14 protein-coding genes and 1 tRNA gene are annotated in these 15,954 nt (G+C 34.4%); 12 read left to right on the top strand and 3 right to left on the bottom strand.

All coding sequences use genetic code 11. The features are described from left to right. Nucleotides 1–14: 14 nt before the first annotated feature. The 4 genes from G509_RS0113845 to G509_RS0113830 all read left to right on the top strand — a co-directional run bounded on the left by G509_RS0113845 (nucleotide 15) and on the right by G509_RS0113830 (nucleotide 2,082). Complete coding sequence (locus G509_RS0113845) at nucleotides 15–488, top strand: DinB family protein (protein ID WP_026992071.1); 474 nt, start codon at nucleotides 15–17, stop codon at nucleotides 486–488. Between the two features lie 169 nt (nucleotides 489–657). Continuing rightward, complete coding sequence (locus G509_RS0113840) at nucleotides 658–1,485, top strand: sulfite exporter TauE/SafE family protein (protein ID WP_026992070.1); 828 nt, start codon at nucleotides 658–660, stop codon at nucleotides 1,483–1,485. A 61-nt stretch (nucleotides 1,486–1,546) separates the two neighbouring features. Continuing rightward, a complete protein-coding gene (locus G509_RS0113835; protein ID WP_026992069.1) occupies nucleotides 1,547–1,924 on the top strand; it encodes a DUF4258 domain-containing protein in 378 nt (125 codons plus the stop codon). Between the two features lie 83 nt (nucleotides 1,925–2,007). Continuing rightward, nucleotides 2,008–2,082 (top strand) — tRNA-Val (locus G509_RS0113830). Here the strand turns inward: G509_RS0113830 and G509_RS23140 are convergent. The 3 genes from G509_RS23140 to G509_RS23395 all read right to left on the bottom strand — a co-directional run bounded on the left by G509_RS23140 (nucleotide 2,073) and on the right by G509_RS23395 (nucleotide 4,297). Further along, entirely contained in the window at nucleotides 2,073–3,596 is a 1,524-nt protein-coding gene (locus G509_RS23140; protein WP_026992068.1) for a recombinase family protein, read from the bottom strand. The two genes, G509_RS0113830 and G509_RS23140, sit on opposite strands and share 10 nt — an antisense overlap. Next, a complete protein-coding gene (locus G509_RS23400) occupies nucleotides 3,580–3,735 on the bottom strand; it encodes a hypothetical protein (protein WP_154657776.1) in 156 nt (51 codons plus the stop codon). The genes G509_RS23140 and G509_RS23400 overlap by 17 nt, the downstream gene beginning before the upstream one ends. A 397-nt stretch (nucleotides 3,736–4,132) precedes the next feature. After that, nucleotides 4,133–4,297: a hypothetical protein gene (locus tag G509_RS23395; RefSeq protein ID WP_154657775.1), complete on the bottom strand. Its 165-nt coding sequence runs from the start codon at nucleotides 4,295–4,297 to the stop codon at nucleotides 4,133–4,135. A gap of 22 nt (nucleotides 4,298–4,319) precedes the next feature. On the opposite strand from G509_RS23395, the gene G509_RS22170 reads away from it, so the two are divergent. The 8 genes from G509_RS22170 (at nucleotide 4,320) to G509_RS23870 (ending at nucleotide 15,872) form a co-directional block, all read left to right on the top strand. After that, nucleotides 4,320–5,165: a TraM recognition domain-containing protein gene (locus tag G509_RS22170; protein WP_081663334.1), complete on the top strand. Its 846-nt coding sequence runs from the start codon at nucleotides 4,320–4,322 to the stop codon at nucleotides 5,163–5,165. Nucleotides 5,166–5,221: 56 nt separating this feature from the next. Then, a complete protein-coding gene (locus tag G509_RS0113805) occupies nucleotides 5,222–6,229 on the top strand; it encodes a PDDEXK nuclease domain-containing protein (protein ID WP_035738974.1) in 1,008 nt (335 codons plus the stop codon). Nucleotides 6,230–6,841: 612 nt separating this feature from the next. Further along, on the top strand, nucleotides 6,842–9,190 hold the full coding sequence (gene hsdR, locus G509_RS0113795) for an EcoAI/FtnUII family type I restriction enzme subunit R (RefSeq protein ID WP_035738972.1): 2,349 nt from the start codon (nucleotides 6,842–6,844) through the stop codon (nucleotides 9,188–9,190). Beyond that, nucleotides 9,187–10,656: a type I restriction-modification system subunit M gene (locus G509_RS0113790; protein WP_026992065.1), complete on the top strand. Its 1,470-nt coding sequence runs from the start codon at nucleotides 9,187–9,189 to the stop codon at nucleotides 10,654–10,656. Before hsdR ends, G509_RS0113790 begins: the two co-directional genes overlap by 4 nt. A gap of 10 nt (nucleotides 10,657–10,666) precedes the next feature. Continuing rightward, nucleotides 10,667–12,424, top strand: a complete 1,758-nt coding sequence (locus G509_RS0113785) for a restriction endonuclease subunit S (protein ID WP_035738970.1) — start codon at nucleotides 10,667–10,669, stop codon at nucleotides 12,422–12,424. Further along, nucleotides 12,421–13,707 (top strand): SIR2 family protein, encoded by a 1,287-nt coding sequence (locus G509_RS22165; RefSeq protein ID WP_051200228.1) that lies wholly within the window; start codon nucleotides 12,421–12,423, stop codon nucleotides 13,705–13,707. Before G509_RS0113785 ends, G509_RS22165 begins: the two co-directional genes overlap by 4 nt. A gap of 24 nt (nucleotides 13,708–13,731) precedes the next feature. Next, nucleotides 13,732–15,063, top strand: a complete 1,332-nt coding sequence (locus tag G509_RS0113775; protein WP_026992063.1) for a phospholipase D-like domain-containing protein — start codon at nucleotides 13,732–13,734, stop codon at nucleotides 15,061–15,063. A gap of 314 nt (nucleotides 15,064–15,377) precedes the next feature. Beyond that, nucleotides 15,378–15,872 (top strand): YobI family P-loop NTPase, encoded by a 495-nt coding sequence (locus G509_RS23870; protein WP_026992062.1) that lies wholly within the window; start codon nucleotides 15,378–15,380, stop codon nucleotides 15,870–15,872. Nucleotides 15,873–15,954 lie beyond the last annotated feature (82 nt).

The following is a 15,954-nucleotide window of genomic DNA, read 5'->3' as shown; positions in this document are numbered from 1 at the left end:
AAATCACATTAGCTATGTATATAAAAGAACTTATAGCACAGCATATACTTGATGTGCATGAAGGCGATAACTGGACTGAAAGTAATCTTAAAAATGCTTTAGCAGATATTACAATTGATGAGGCTATAACTGTAACAGCAGGTAGCATCAACACAATAGCAAGCCTGCTGCATCATTTAACGTATTGGAACAGAGTAATGGTACAACGCATTAATGGTATTGCAGTTACAATTCCTGAAAGTAATGGTTTTGAAATGAATCCTTTGCAAAATGAAGAGGATTGGCAAAATTTAAAAGCCGATAATATAAGATCAGCTCACGAATTGGCGGAGGCCGTAAAAGGTTTTGACGAAGCTTTGTTGCATGACCCTATCCTGCCCGGATATTCTTCAGCCTACAAAAATTTACAAGGCAGTTCAGAGCATATTCATTACCATTTAGGGCAAATTGTAATCCTTAAAAATTTGGTTAGATCTGCAAAAAATTGATTTTTCACTCCTACTCTACCCAATTAAATTTATTACTCTACTAAATCCATATTCTTACCATATTATTATGGTTCAACGAATTAAATTACACAATCTGAAAAAAAAATTATAAAATTAGATATTTTATTGCGATGTTTGTAATCAATAAAACAAACACAACCTACCCGATTTGGAAAGTGCAATACTTGTAATAGCCGGTTTTATAATAGGCACATTTGGAACCCTGATTGGTGCCGGGGGCGGTTTTATACTTGTACCACTTTTATTAATATTTTATCCGCAATTAGGTCCGGAACTTACTACTGCAATCTCAATAGCAGTAGTATCGGTTAATGCCATATCGGGCACAGCAGCCTATGCAAGGTCTGGCCGGATAGATTACAAAGCCGGACTTGTGTTTGCAGCTTACACTATTCCAGGTTCTATCTTAGGTGTACTTACTGTTCAATATATTCCAAAACAGCTTTTTAATATTGTGTTCGGCATATTACTACTGGCCCTATCTATATATCTTTTTTTAAAGAACAAAAAAATGAAGGTTGGCTTCGAGATGCCCTCTCCTACCCACGGACGTAAACAACACAACATAACGGATAAGGAAGGCATTACTTATAAATATTGTTATAACCAGACCTACGGTAATATTATTAGCGTTGTGGTTGGATATATCTCTCCGCTATTAGGTATTGGAGGAGGCATTATACACGTGCCAGCCATGGTTAACTGGCTCAAATTCCCAGTTCGCATAGCAACAGCAACATCCCACTTTATACTCGCTGTAATGGCCACAGTAAGCGTAATCACTCATGCAGTTAACGGAACATACGAAAATCAGGAAACTGTGCACATGATCTTATTTTTAGCGATAGGCGTTGTACCTGGTGCACAGCTTGGGGCTATGTTGTCTCACAAAATAAAAAGCCATGTTATTTTACAGGTACTTGCCGGCTGTTTGGTTATAGTGGGTATACGTATACTAATTTGCAGCTTTTACTAATAAAATATAGTACTGCCCCTTCCCTGCTACATATTTTAGTTACTTTTGCAAAAAAAATTAGATGAAATTTACATATAGATTGGCGTATTACCTTTTTGGACTTTTGCTTGGTGGCATGCTTGTAGTTTTTATATTTAATAAAAGAGGCCAGGATTTTTGTTACCTGCCAAACTGCAGGGCTCTAAAAAATATACGTGATAAAGGACTTGTAATTAGCAAAGAGGCAAATACTGCTTTTAATGCTACCGGCATTACTCAGGAAGACGTTATGAAATCTTTAGAATACGGCGACATAGATTTTTCTAAAAGTAACAAACCACAAAAAGGTGGTGGTAAGCTTTATACAATAGAAGGCCGGACAGCTGGCAATGAGCCTATTATAATAGAGGTTACCAATTTTGATGATCGTGCTGTGTTAGTCAACGTAAAAAAAGTGTAATTTTTAAGTAAAATCCTTGCAAATATAAATACAATGCTTATATTTGCACTCGCAATACGGGCTTAGGCACAACAATGCAAATAGGGCGATTAGCTCAGTTGGTTCAGAGCATCTCGTTTACACCGAGAGGGTCGGGGGTTCGAATCCCTCATCGCCCACTGTGAGGGATAGTCGAAAGATTATCCCTCTTTTTTTGATATATAAGATACCCCTTTTCCTCCATTTTACTGGCATTGTGCGATAAAAGATCAAGCATCGTAGGTGTTCGATAGATACCCTTTTCGTAGTATAAATTGCTGTCGAACACCAGGTTTACAAATGCGCGTTTCTGCAGAGTATCTGACTTTGTGTACATGTATCCAATATCACTCAACAAATCCAGCTTACTGTCTAAAATTTCGAATGCTTTTCCATGGTTTGTGCTAAGCCTTTCAATTACCCCTGTAAGGGTCAGAATATGGGTACTGTAGGTAGAATACCATCTGTCATAAGTATCTTTGCTTATTTCGTTCTTAAACCACTTTTCTTCGACTGCATTTAGCCTTTGCTGTACTTCGTCCAGTTCATGCTGTTTCTCAAAAACCCTTACCTTATTGGTTTTCATCTCATCTTCAAGAGAAGAATAACAACCGTTCCTGATTTCTTTAATTTTTCTTTCAGGTATACTCATTAACTCACACGCCTTTAAAAACTGCTCATGTGCTTTAATAGCACTAATGTTATTGTGTTTTGAATGCTTGCACTTATAATAGTAAAAGTACCTACCGGATTTCCCACGTGAAGGCGCACCTGTTAGCGGGGCTCCACAATGGCATTTTACAACACCACGTAATGGAATTTCATCATCAACAGTTATTTTTACTTTGTCAGCTTTCTTCATTTTGCTTTGCACCATCTGCCATGTAGTTTTGTCAATAATGGCTTCATGTATTGCAGGGAATAGCCCGCCCGGCAAGTCCTTAAAAGCTTCAACCCTTACAAGCCCAGCATAAACAGGATTTGCAAGTACACGGTCAATAGCCATGTTCCCCTTTCTGTCAAAACCGGACTGGTACGCTATTTCCTTAATTTTATTTAATGGCACATCACGCAGGAACATATCATAGATGGTACGGACAATTTTAGCTTCGCTTTCATTCACCTCAAGGTGCCGCTGTTTACCTTCGCCAACCTTTATATAGCCAAAAGGCTTTTCCCTTGTGAGGAAACGGCCTTCTTTTGCCCTTGCAGTATACAGTCCACCACGCACTTTAATACTCCTGTTAATATTATCCTCTTCAGCAAGCAATAATTGCAGCCCAGCACGGAAAAAGCTACCAGGCGTATCGTAGTCAAACATTATCCCTTCAGTCACACTTACGATCTGGATGGCATATTTTCGTTGGAACTGCTTTACCATATTCATAGCTTCGCCGGCATCACGGCTAAAACGGTCAAGCTGGTCAACGAGCAGGTAATCTACCGATTTATAATGTTTGGCTATAAATGCCTGTAATTTTATAAAATCCGGCCTGTCAAAAGTTTTGGCACTTTTTCCTCTGTCAATGAAAGTATCCACTAACTGTATATTATTAAATTGCAGGTATTGGTCAGTATACAACTCCTGCCTTTCAATAGAGCCGTTGCTTTGCCCCAGCTGACTAAACCTTAAATATCTAATCGCCCTCTTCATAACACTCTTTTAATGTGATTGATACAATAATCTCAATCATTAAATTAACGAATTTTTCTTCTTTTTCTTGCTCAGTTTCATCATAAGTTTTCAAAATTTTTCCATCAATACTGGCGGCTTCTCTTTCATATTTCATCACACACCTCCATTCCTTATAATAAAAAGCCCTTCCGGGCTTTAATTAATTAAACTCTCATAAATTATTATTTCTCAGACAAGTTGTGTTTACTGTTGTCTGGTTTAACTTTCTAAATCACAAAATATATGCTGCTTGCCTCGTTATTCCTAACAGAAGGCTCATATATAATGTATCCGTATTCATGCAATTCCTTGACCCGCTTATGGTACGTAGTATCAGAAATATTAGCAATTCGCATAATTTCATAGCTAAAGACATGTATAGGGTTAATAAATCCCTTAGCTGCCCTATAAATCAGTAAAGCTGAGTAAATACCCAGATGAGTAATACTGATTCTGTAATCTTTTCTGATAGCGGCTGAGAAATCCGTTAAGGGTTTTAAAATCTCCACGACACATTACATTGAATTTGACTGCCTGTTTTTTTTCTTCTGTCCCTCCTTTGGGGCTTCAGCACCTTCTTCAGTTGCACCCTGGCTTTCTTTTTTAGTTTGCTTAGCAGACTGTTCCTGTACTTCGCCCTGTTTTTCCCCTTTGGCCTGTCTCTGGTCAAGGCGTTGCATGTATGCATATCTAAACGACGTTATGGAGCAATTGGAGGGACAAATAGCATCAGCAAAGGTGGCAATGGCAAGGCTTTCCTCCCCACAGTTGTATTATGTGTTATCAGGGAACGATTTTACCCTAGATATAAATAATCCGGACGACCCTAAGATTGTTTGCATGGGTAACAACCCGCAGAAAATACAGATATATGGTGCTGTACTATCCCTTTATGTAACCCGACTGGTAAAACAGGTGAACAAAAAAGGCAAGCAAAAAAGCAGCCTCATATTCGATGAATTCCCTACTATCTATCTTAATAACATGGACAGCCTTATAGCTACAGCCCGAAGTAATGAAGTGGCCACTTGTCTTGGTATACAGGATTTCAGCCAATTAAGGAAAGATTACGGGCGAGAACAGGCCGATGTGATTATGAATATTACTGGCAATATTGTAAGCGGTCAGGTTACCGGCGATACGGCCAAACAACTGTCCGAACGTTTTGGTAAGATTATGCAGGACAGGGAAAGTCTGTCAATAAATAGCGGCGACACATCTATCAGCCGTTCTAAGCAGTTGGAATCGGCCATTCCACCATCAAAGATATCAGCATTAAGTTCAGGTGAATTTGTGGGAATGGTAGCAGATGACCCTGAGAATAAAATTGAACTAAAGGCTTTTCACTGTGAGATACTTAATGACCATGCTGCGCTGAAAATTGAAGCGGATGGCTATAAAGACATAGAGGTAATTCGCAAGCTGGATAATACTATGGTACAGCGAAATTATCTACAGGTAAAACAGGACATTCAGGAAATTATTCAGTCGGAGATGGAGCGATTGTTGAATGACCCGGGCTTATCTTACCTGGTCATAAAAAAGTAGCTACAAGGATACTATTAATCAATTTCATTTATTTTTACAATTGTATATTAGATAACATGGCAGATATAAATACTCTCGATAATAAGCTTTTAAAAGAGCTTTCCCAATTAATTGAGCAGAGTCAGAAGCAATTGGTTTCTCAAGCTAACAGCACCCTTACTATGCTTTTTTGGCATATTGGTAGGCGTATTAATCAAGAAGTTCTTCAAAACAAGCGAGCTGAATACTCAAAACAAATTGTGTCGACACTGTCTACACAATTGAAACATCAGTATGGAAGAAATTTCGAATTGAGAAATTTAAGACGCATGATGCAGTTCGCGGATCAATTTACGGATATAGATACAGTAAAAACATTGTCGGGTAAGTTGAGCTGGTCACATTTTGTAGAGTTACTGCCGCTGAAAAAACAGGAAGCGAAATTATTCTATGCACAGGAGTCGGCAAATAAAGGATTAGGAGTGCGAGAATTACGAAAACAAATTTCAACCAAAACCTTTGAGCGGACAGATATTGCAAACCTACAGAATTCTAGTAATCATCCAGCGATCCAAAATAATTTTAAAGACCCGTATTTCTTAGATTTTTTGGGATTGCAGGATACCTTTCTTGAAAAAGATTTAGAACAGGCAATCCTGAGGGAGCTGGAAGCATTTATATTAGAGTTAGGGAAAGGTTTTGCTTTTGTTGAGCGACAAAAGAGAATGATTATTGATGGTGAAGATTTTCATCTTGATCTTTTATTTTATCATCGTAATTTAAGACGACTTGTTGCCGTAGAATTAAAACTGGGTAAATTTGAAGCCAGGCATAAAGGACAGATGGAATTATACCTGAAATGGCTGGATCGATACGAAAAAGCCGAAGGGGAACTTCCCCCAGTAGGTTTAATACTCTGTGCTGAAAGTAGCAGGGAACAAATAGAATTATTGGAAATGCACAAAGATGGGATAATGGTAGCCGAATATTGGACTGAACTACCTTCCAGAAAAGAACTGGAAAATAAGATACACAGTATTTTGATTGAGGCCAGAGAAAGGATGGAAAGAAAAAAGTTGTTATAAGTAAAATACATCTCTTAAAAATTCCCGATTAATTATAGCTTGTTCAACAATTAGCATGTCTATAATATAATTTTTGGTTACTTATATAAAAGTGATCATTTAAATTACAACGTTCTTTAGAATTAAGAGGTCCTTGCAAGAGTTTTAAGGCATATTTTGAGAAAAGTTAATTATTAACTTGTTGATAGTTTAAGTTGTTGTGGCACATTCGTTGGTATTGATCATCATTGACTATACTAGTTTTTTGTTACCATCTATTCTTTCTAACCCCATTTATTACGATAGTCATACTTAGTAAGTATACATAAGTGTCACTGCAATATATATCTGTTAGTAAGCAATTTATAAAATTGAAATTTACAAATTCTTTTAAGCATCTTAAAATTCAGTAATGGTTTTCATATTTAAAATAAAAAAAATCTCTATCCAGCTCTAATTCCTTTACTACCTCTAAAATTTTATCGTAATTTGCTGTTAAGTTATGCATTGTAATTGTTTGCGTAGTAACTAGATTTACTGCTTTTAGCAGGGTGTACAACTTTTATTTATTCTAATCCAAGTGCACTACTGGTTTAAGTATTATTTTTATTTAAGGATGTGCTAATTAAATTTATGGTAAATAAAAAAGAATTAAGTGAAAGGGATATAGAAAATATATTCATCACACCGGCAATTATAAATGCTGGTTGGGATTTACACAAGCAAATTAGACAAAATGTAACACTAACTCCAGGGCCAGTTATTGTTCGCGGTGAAATGTCAGCTAGAAATAAAAAAAAGAAAAAATTTGCTGATTACGTACTTTCCTGGTCACCCGGGACTCGAATTGCAGTAATTGAATCAAAAGACAATAATTGCACTGTCAGCCACGGAATACAACAAGCGTTGGGATATGCTGAGATTTTAGGTGTGCCTAGTGCATTTAGTTCAAATGGAGATGCCTTTGCGTCCCATAATAAAGTGCCAAAAGCAGGTGAAGATATTGAATTAGAATTTCCACTGGAAAATTTCCCAAGTCCTGTGGAATTGTGGGAACGTTACAAAAAACTACATAATATAAAGGACAAAGATGAAGATTTAATTTTACAACCATATTATTCAGATGGTTCAAATAAAGAACCAAGATATTATCAAGTAGAAGCCATAAATAGAACTATTGAAGCCGTTGCTAATGGGCAAAAAAGAATTCTGTTAGTAATGGCTACCGGAACTGGAAAAACTTATACCACTTTTCAAATAATTTGGAGATTATGGAAAGCAAAAGCGGTAAAACGAATTTTATTCCTAGTTGATAGAAACATATTAGCTGACCAAACATTAGTTAATGATTTCAAGCCATTTGGTTCTGTAATGACTAAAATTAAGAATCGAAAAATTGATCCATCCTATGAAATACATTTAGGTTTATATCAGGCGTTAACTGGACCTGATGAATTTGATAAGATTTACAAAAGCGTATCCGCAGATTTTTTTGATTTAATTATAATTGATGAGTGTCATAGAGGAAGTGCCGCAGAAGACTCTTCTTGGCGTGAAATACTTGACTATTTTTCTAATGCCGTGCAAATAGGCCTTACTGCAACACCAAAAGAAACTGAGTACGCTTCAAACATAACCTACTTTGGTGAACCAGTTTATACTTATAGTTTAAAACAAGGCATTCAAGATGGTTTTCTTGCTCCTTATAAAGTTGTTAGAATTGATATTGACAAAGACATTGATGGTTGGATACCTCCAAAAGGCATGGTTGATGATCTAGGTCAGGAAATTCAAAACCGCACCTTCAATCAAGCCGATTTTGATCGTAATTTAATTCTCAATCAACGTACAAAATTAGTTGCCAATAGAGTGATGAAATTACTTAATGCAACTAACCCTTATTCAAAAACTATTATTTTTTGCGAAAATATTGATCATGCAGAAAGAATGCGAAAAGCTATCGTAAATGCTGCAGGGAAGTTAGCAACTGACAATCCAAAATATGTAATGCGAATTACTGGAGACAGTGTTGAAGGAAAAGCAGAACTTGACAATTTTATTGACCCAGAAAGTAAATTTCCAGTAATAGCGACCACCTCTGATTTGATGACTACAGGAGTTGATGCCAAAACATGTAAATTAATTGTCCTAGATAAAACAATTAATTCAATGACCATTTTCAAACAAATAATTGGTCGTGGTACTCGTATTGACGAAGAAAACAATAAGTTCTTTTTTACAATAATGGATTTTAAAAAAGCTACATTACATTTTAAAGATCCCGATTTTGACGGTGAACCTGTAGTTATATATAATCCTGGGCCAGATGATGACCCAGTACCTCCGGACCCGGAAGATCAAGATGATGACCCTGATGATAAGGATGACAATACTGGACAAACAGGAAGTAAAAAGATTGTTGTAAGCGGAGTTCCAGCGACAATTATAAGTGAACGTATAGAATATCTTGGTGATGATGGTCAATTGATTACAGAATCTTATAAAGACTTTTCTAGAAAACAAGTACAGCAAGAATTTACATCTCTTGATGACTTCTTAATGAAATGGAATGATGCAAATAAAAAACAAGTTATAATTGACTTGCTAGAAGAACATGGAGTAGTATTAGAAAATCTTGCAGATTTGGTAGGTAAAGAATTTGGTGATTTTGATTTGATTTGTCATGTTGCATTTGGACAACCACCACTAACAAGAAAAGAAAGAGCTAACAATGTAAAAAAGCGTGATTATTTTACAAAATATGGAGAACAAGCAAAAGCTGTTTTACATGGATTATTAGAGATGTATGCTGACAAAGGGGTTACTAGTATTGAAAATGCTAAGGTTTTAAAATTAAAACCTTTTAGTGACATTGGGACACCAATGGAAATTATAAAAAATATTTTTGGCGGTAAAGAGAACTATGAAAATGCCGTACATGAATTAGAAGATGAATTATTTAAAAAAGATATAACTGCATGAGTAATGTTTCAGGAATTATAAAATCCATACAGGATATAATGCGTAAGGATGTTGGTGTTGACGGAGATGCTCAAAGAATTAGCCAGTTAGTTTGGCTATTTTTTTTAAAAATTGTTGATGATCGTGAAGATGAGTTAGAACTATTAGTAGACAATTTCAAATCACCATTACCAGAAAATTTACGTTGGCGTAATTGGGCAAAAGATTCTGAAGGTATAACAGGAGATGATTTACTCGATTTTGTGAACATTAAACTGTTTCCTGCCCTAAAAAATAAATTAAATATTGATGGTGAAGATGGCCAAAGGGCATTGGTTATAAAAAATGTTTTTGAAGATGCTTACAACTACATGAAATCGGGTACTTTACTTCGACAGGTGGTTAATAAAATCTGCGAAATAGATTTCAATGCTTCGGGTGACCGCCACACTTTTGGCGGAATTTATGAGCAAATTCTAAAAGATTTACAAAGCGCTGGGAACGCAGGTGAGTTTTACACTCCAAGAGCAGTAACAACCTTTATTGTTGACAGAATTGCTCCAAAATTAGAGGAAACTGTTCTTGATCCAGCGTGCGGCACTGGTGGTTTTTTAACAAATGTCATAGAGTACAAAAGGAACTATTTTGTAAAATCCCCAGCTGATGAAATAGTCTTGGTAAATTCAATTCACGGTGTAGAAAAGAAATCTCTACCGCATCTATTATGTACAACTAATATGATTTTGCATGGTATTGATGTTCCAATAAATATTAGACATGACAATACGCTTGCCCGACCATTGAGAGATTACTCTAATACTGACAGAGTAAATGTAATCGTCACTAACCCTCCTTTTGGAGGTATGGAAGAAGATGGAATTGAAAACAATTTTCCTTCAGCTTTTAAAACAAGAGAAACTGCCAACCTCTTTATAACTCTTATTATCCATATTTTAAAAAATGAAGGAAGAGCCGCTGTAGTCTTGCCTGATGGTTTTCTATTTGGAGAAGGAATTCAAACCCGTATTAAAGAAAAACTATTAACTGAATGTAATCTGCATACTATTGTGCGTTTACCTAACGGAGTTTTTAATCCATATACAGGCATTAAAACCAATATATTATTTTTCACAAAAGGCAAACCAACTGAACAAGTTTGGTATTATGAACATCCCTATCCCGAAGGTGTAGTAAATTATAATAAAACCAAACCCATGCGTTTTGAAGAATTTCAAAGCGAAATTGATTGGTGGGGTAATGAAGAAGATGGTTTTAAAACAAGAGTTGAAAATGAACAAGCATGGAAAGTATCTGTTAAAGATATAATTGCTAGTCATTACAATCTTGACATAAAAAACCCGCATGTTGGCGAACAAATAAGCCATGATCCTGACGAGCTACTTTTACAATATAATCAGGAACAAAAAGACATTTCAAACTTACGTAACCAATTAAAAGCCATATTAACTGAGGCATTATCAAAATAAATCGAGGCAGATGATAGAAAGTATAATAAAAAGCTTTGATATTTGGACTGACGCCCAAGGTGTAAAATCAAGAGCTAGAGTTAAAAGCATTAACAATATAAGCTTAGAAGGTATAGCAAAATTAAGAGCCCTCATTCTAGATTTTGCTATACGTGGAAAGTTAGTTCCTCAAGACTTAAATGAAGAATCTGCAAATGTATTACTCAAAAAAATTGAAATTGAAAATAAACAGCTGATAAAAGAAGGAAAGATAAAGGAACCTAATAAATTACCCGTAATAACTGAGAAGGAAAAAACATTCGAATTGCCAAATGGATGGGCATGGGAAAGATTTGGAAATATTTCAATTATTGAACGAGGAGGTTCACCTAGACCAATTGATTCTTATTTAACAAATGACCCCAATGGTCTTAATTGGATAAAGATTGGAGATACAGATATCGGCGGTAAATATATTACTTCAACAAGAGAAAAAATCCGAAGAGATGGTTTGATTAAAACTAGGATGGTATACCCTGGCGATTTTTTACTAACAAACTCGATGAGTTTTGGTCGCCCATATATTACTAAAATTGAAGGATGTATCCATGACGGATGGTTGCGCATTCAACCACCTAGATCACTTGATAAGGATTATTTATATAACCTATTGTCATCTTCATTTGTATTTCAATCTTTTAAAACTGCAGCAGCTGGTGCTGTAGTTCTAAATCTTAATGCAGAGAAAGTTCGTGAATTACCCATACCTGTTCCTCCTATTGCTGAACAAATACGAATTGTTGCCAAGATTGATGAATTAATGTCATTATGTGATGAATTAGAAAATCAACAAACAAGTAATTTATCAACCCATCAAACATTAGTAAAAACATTACTTGAAACACTCACAAATGCAAGTGATGCCGATGTACCTCAAACTTCATGGGAGCGTCTATCTCTTCACTTTGACACACTCTTTTGCACTGAAGATAGTGTTGAACAATTGAAGCAAACAATACTTCAGTTAGGAATTATGGGTAAGTTAGTAAAGCAAAACCCGAGTGATGAATCTGCAATTGAATTGACAAAAAAAATAAATACCGAAAAGATCAAATTAATTAAAGCGGGAAAACTAAAAGCTGAAAAGGAATTACCTACAATTTCTGAAGAAGAAAAGCCTTTTCAAATACCAAATACTTGGCAATGGGTTAGATTAGGAAATATCACTAATAAAATTGGTTCAGGAAGTACACCTAGAGGAGGTAAAGAAGCATATGTTAATTCTGGCATTCCATTTCTTCGTTCACAGAATATAAGAAATGAGGGATTATATTTAGATGATATTGTGTATATAGATGAAAAAACTAATAATAAAATGTCAAATAGTATTGTTAAACCAAACGATATACTTCTAAATATTACAGGAGGCTCTTTAGGAAGAACTACCATCTTTACAGAAAACGATGGAATAGCTAATGTAAGCCAACATGTAACAATTATTCGTCCATCAATAATTGAATCATGTATCTATTTACACCTTTGTATTTTATCTCCATACATTCAAAATTTGATATGGGGAAGACAAGTTGGTGCAAATCGTGAAGGTTTAAGTAAAAAAGTACTCGAGCAATTTGAAATTCCATATCCTCCACTTTTAGAACAAAAAAGAATTATTTCAAAAATTAATGAATTGTTTATCATTTGTGATTTACTTAAAGAAAAGATTAACAAAACGCAAGATTTAAAAACTTCATTATCTAAAACAGTAATTCAAAATGCTTTTGTATGAGTGTATTAGATAAAATATATTCTGGTGAAAACTTAAGTCTAATACCGAAACTTCAGCATAAAACTTGGTGTGAAAATGATAAGCATATTTTATATGATTTTTTTCCTGATTTTAATGAATGGATCGATGGGGACGAAGGAGTAAACGTAAGACAGCGCTATAGTATCGATGGGTTGTCAAATCCTAGTAAAGCATTTTTTGCCAGTGATCTAGAAGGTTATTACCAAGCTTTTAATACTTTTCGTAAGGAACAAATAAATGCTATTCTAAGTGAAGAATATATAATAGATAAATTTGGAGATCGTCGTTGGTTTGAAAGAAATCAAGAACGATTCGAGCAACTTGAAAAATGTTTAATCGACGGAGCTATTGTTCCATTTGTTGGCGCAGGTTTATCTGTAGAAAGCGGTTTTCCATCATGGAAAAATCATTTAATTGAACAAGGTAAAACATCAGGTCTCAATGCAGATCACGTTATAGAATTATTAGAGAATGGTGATTACGAAACTGTCATTGAAGAAATTGAAGCCAAAGGATACAAAGATGCTTTTATTCAGGAAATTAGAGATGCGTTCGCCAAAACTGGCGAAATTACACAGACAACGCTACGATTGACAGAGCTATTTACAGATACTATAATAACAACTAACTATGATCATATCATTGAATTAGCATTTGATACTGGAGCTAAAGACAACATTCAGTTAATTGACAGTTCAAATATTCTAGAACAGCCTAATTCTGATAAAACTACCATCATCAAATTACATGGTGATATTAAACAGCCTACAAAATGTATTATAAGTAAAAATCAATACGATGAAGCTTATGGTAATGGTGTTTTAGATATTGAAAAAACAATCCCAAAATTTTTAAGTTATTACTATCGAACAAGCAGTTTGTTGTTCTTAGGTAGTAGCCTCAACCGCGATAGAACTATGGAGGTTTTTCAAGCTGTAAAAAACGAAATTGGGGATACAGACAAGCCCCAACATTTTTGTCTTGAATCAATGCCTGATACAGAAGAAGAATTAATATCACGCAATGGTTATTTATTAAGTTTTGGTATTACCCCTATTTGGTTTCCTACAGGAAGCTATTACTATATCGAACAAATTCTTCGATTGGCAAAAAATGAAATGCGATATAGGGGTTTTATTCCTGGGTTTAAAAAGGTAATCAATACTCCTGTTGAAGTTGTGACTGAACAAGTAAAAGATATAAGCACTCCTTTAGTAATAACTAAGGGAGGCTTTTGGTCAACGATATTTAATTGGTTTTAGAAATGATAAAATAAGATTTATTTTATGATTGTATCAAATTTAAAATCAAGTTTTGAAGATTCCATAGCTGACGCAGAAGAAATATGGTTTGCAGTTGCTCTAATTAAAAAGGAAACTTACGATTATATTCAAGAGAATATTAATAAAAAGTGTAAACAGCATATTCTCGTAGGAATTGATTTGCCAACTAATCCTGTTGTTTTACGTAAAATGCAAGCTAAACTTGAAAAACAAATATTTGAAGCCTGTATCTATAAAACAGATAATAATTATCATCCAAAGGTTTATTTATTTAAAGTAAATAATAATTATACGGCCTTTGTTGGTTCTTCAAATTTAACTGACGGAGGCCTTGAAGATAATGTTGAGTTAAATTATAAAGTAACTGATCAAAATGATTGCATATCAATTCTAGATTGGTTTAATGATTTGTATAATAATGCCTACCCTTTAACTGATGAAAATATTATAGAATATGAAGAACAATTTAATATTATTTCAGATTTAGAAAGTCAGTTAAAAAAAAGGAGAAAATTTATAAAATTAAAAAAGACAACGAAAATTACGGCCCACGATTATTCATTAGATCAAATTGACTTTTCAGACAGGTATTTTAAGAAAGAGCATCATATGGCTTTTCGTCAAGAACTATGGACTGATACATCTCGAAGTGCTAACAATGAAAGGATTAAAGTTCAAGATAAATTTCTAGAATTAAACAATTTAATTTTTCCGAAATTCACAAAATATGGGATTGGTGAATTAGCGCATAACACAAAGAACCATATTGTTTCAATGTATCAACATATTACTGGAGCAACTTCACAAAAATTGGGAGCTATGTGGTTGAGTTATGGTAAAAGTCAAGACGAAATAAAGAAATATAAATTTTTTTTTCCAAAATTACCGAATAAAAAAATTAATGATGAAGATGATAAAATGAGTTTCATAAATCATGCTAGGTTGCAAATTCGTATTGATTTAGACTCTATTGGAATTTGGTTGTTGTTCGGTAAAAACAATGGTGGTAGTATTTTTGATAGAGATGCTTTTAGAAAAAAAATGGCAACAATAAAATTCAGGGATGATTTTTATTCTATGATTAAATTATTACCTACTGATTATTTTATTTACTTAAACAAAAATAAAAAGTTTTGTAATGAGTTTAAATCTTCTGATGAACTTAATGACTTTTGTAAGAATGATAATGAACGGGAGTATTTTTATATCGGTAGGAATTATAAAATTTTAGACGTAGAAATGTCAGAAAAAAATTTACCTGAAGAAACTTTAAAAGTTTTTAAACTTTTATTCCCATTGTATGACATAATGATAGATAAAATAGATAATAGATGACCTTATTTGTCCCAGATAAAAATGAACTAACTCAATTAAAGGAAAAACCTTTTAAACTAGATATTTGAATTACTTTTTAGGACGCATCAGACTTAATTTTTGAGTAGAATAAAATAATGTTTAGAGTATTGTTTATAAAACACTTAGGAAATTAAGGGAGTATTTGTTAATTTCTTACTAATTTAGCTTTATTACCCCAAAGCTACTTAATAGGCAATCCTCAAAATGCTCTTAATCTATAGTCATATTTATACATTATTGCATCGCCTACTTTAAAAAAAAGACCCCTGAAATCTCTTTACGAATTACATCACTTGCGCCCAAGGTGCTTACTTCTGAAAAGGATTTGGAAAGGGGTACGCCCTTATCTCAATAGCCTTAAAAGCGCCATTGATGACCCTGATATTACCAATATTGCCCTGACAGGTACATACGGTTCCGATAAAAGTACCATAATAAAGACATTCCAGGGTCAATATCCACAGTTTGAATATCTGAATATTTCGTTAGCATCCTTTAAGGATATAAAAGAAGCAGAAGCACCTGGTAAATCTGCAAGTGGAGGTGCACTTGAAAGACAACTTGAGATAAGTATCCTCCAGCAGATATTTTACCATGTGCGGCCTTCTGAAATTCCTGATTCCCGCTTTAAAAGGATTGTGAATATAACCGCGGGGAAAATATGGGGATTCGCGATAGGGCTTATAATGTGGGTAGCCAGTATCCTGATTCTTTTTAAGGCGAATTACGTCAATCATTTAAATCCGGCTGGCTACCTTCTATTGCTTTTGATATTTAGCCAATTCTAGCCGTTTTGGCGAGCCTCAAAGCTGACCTAGCTTTGACCTAGTTAATCTCATTATAACTTTAAATTAATTTTTATGTTTTGTC

The sequence above is a fragment of the Flavobacterium subsaxonicum WB 4.1-42 = DSM 21790 genome, from assembly GCF_000422725.1.
Lineage (GTDB): Bacteria > Bacteroidota > Bacteroidia > Flavobacteriales > Flavobacteriaceae > Flavobacterium > Flavobacterium subsaxonicum.
Note: the sequence above shows the minus strand (reverse complement) of the source record. Positions and strands in the feature narration are given on the sequence as shown.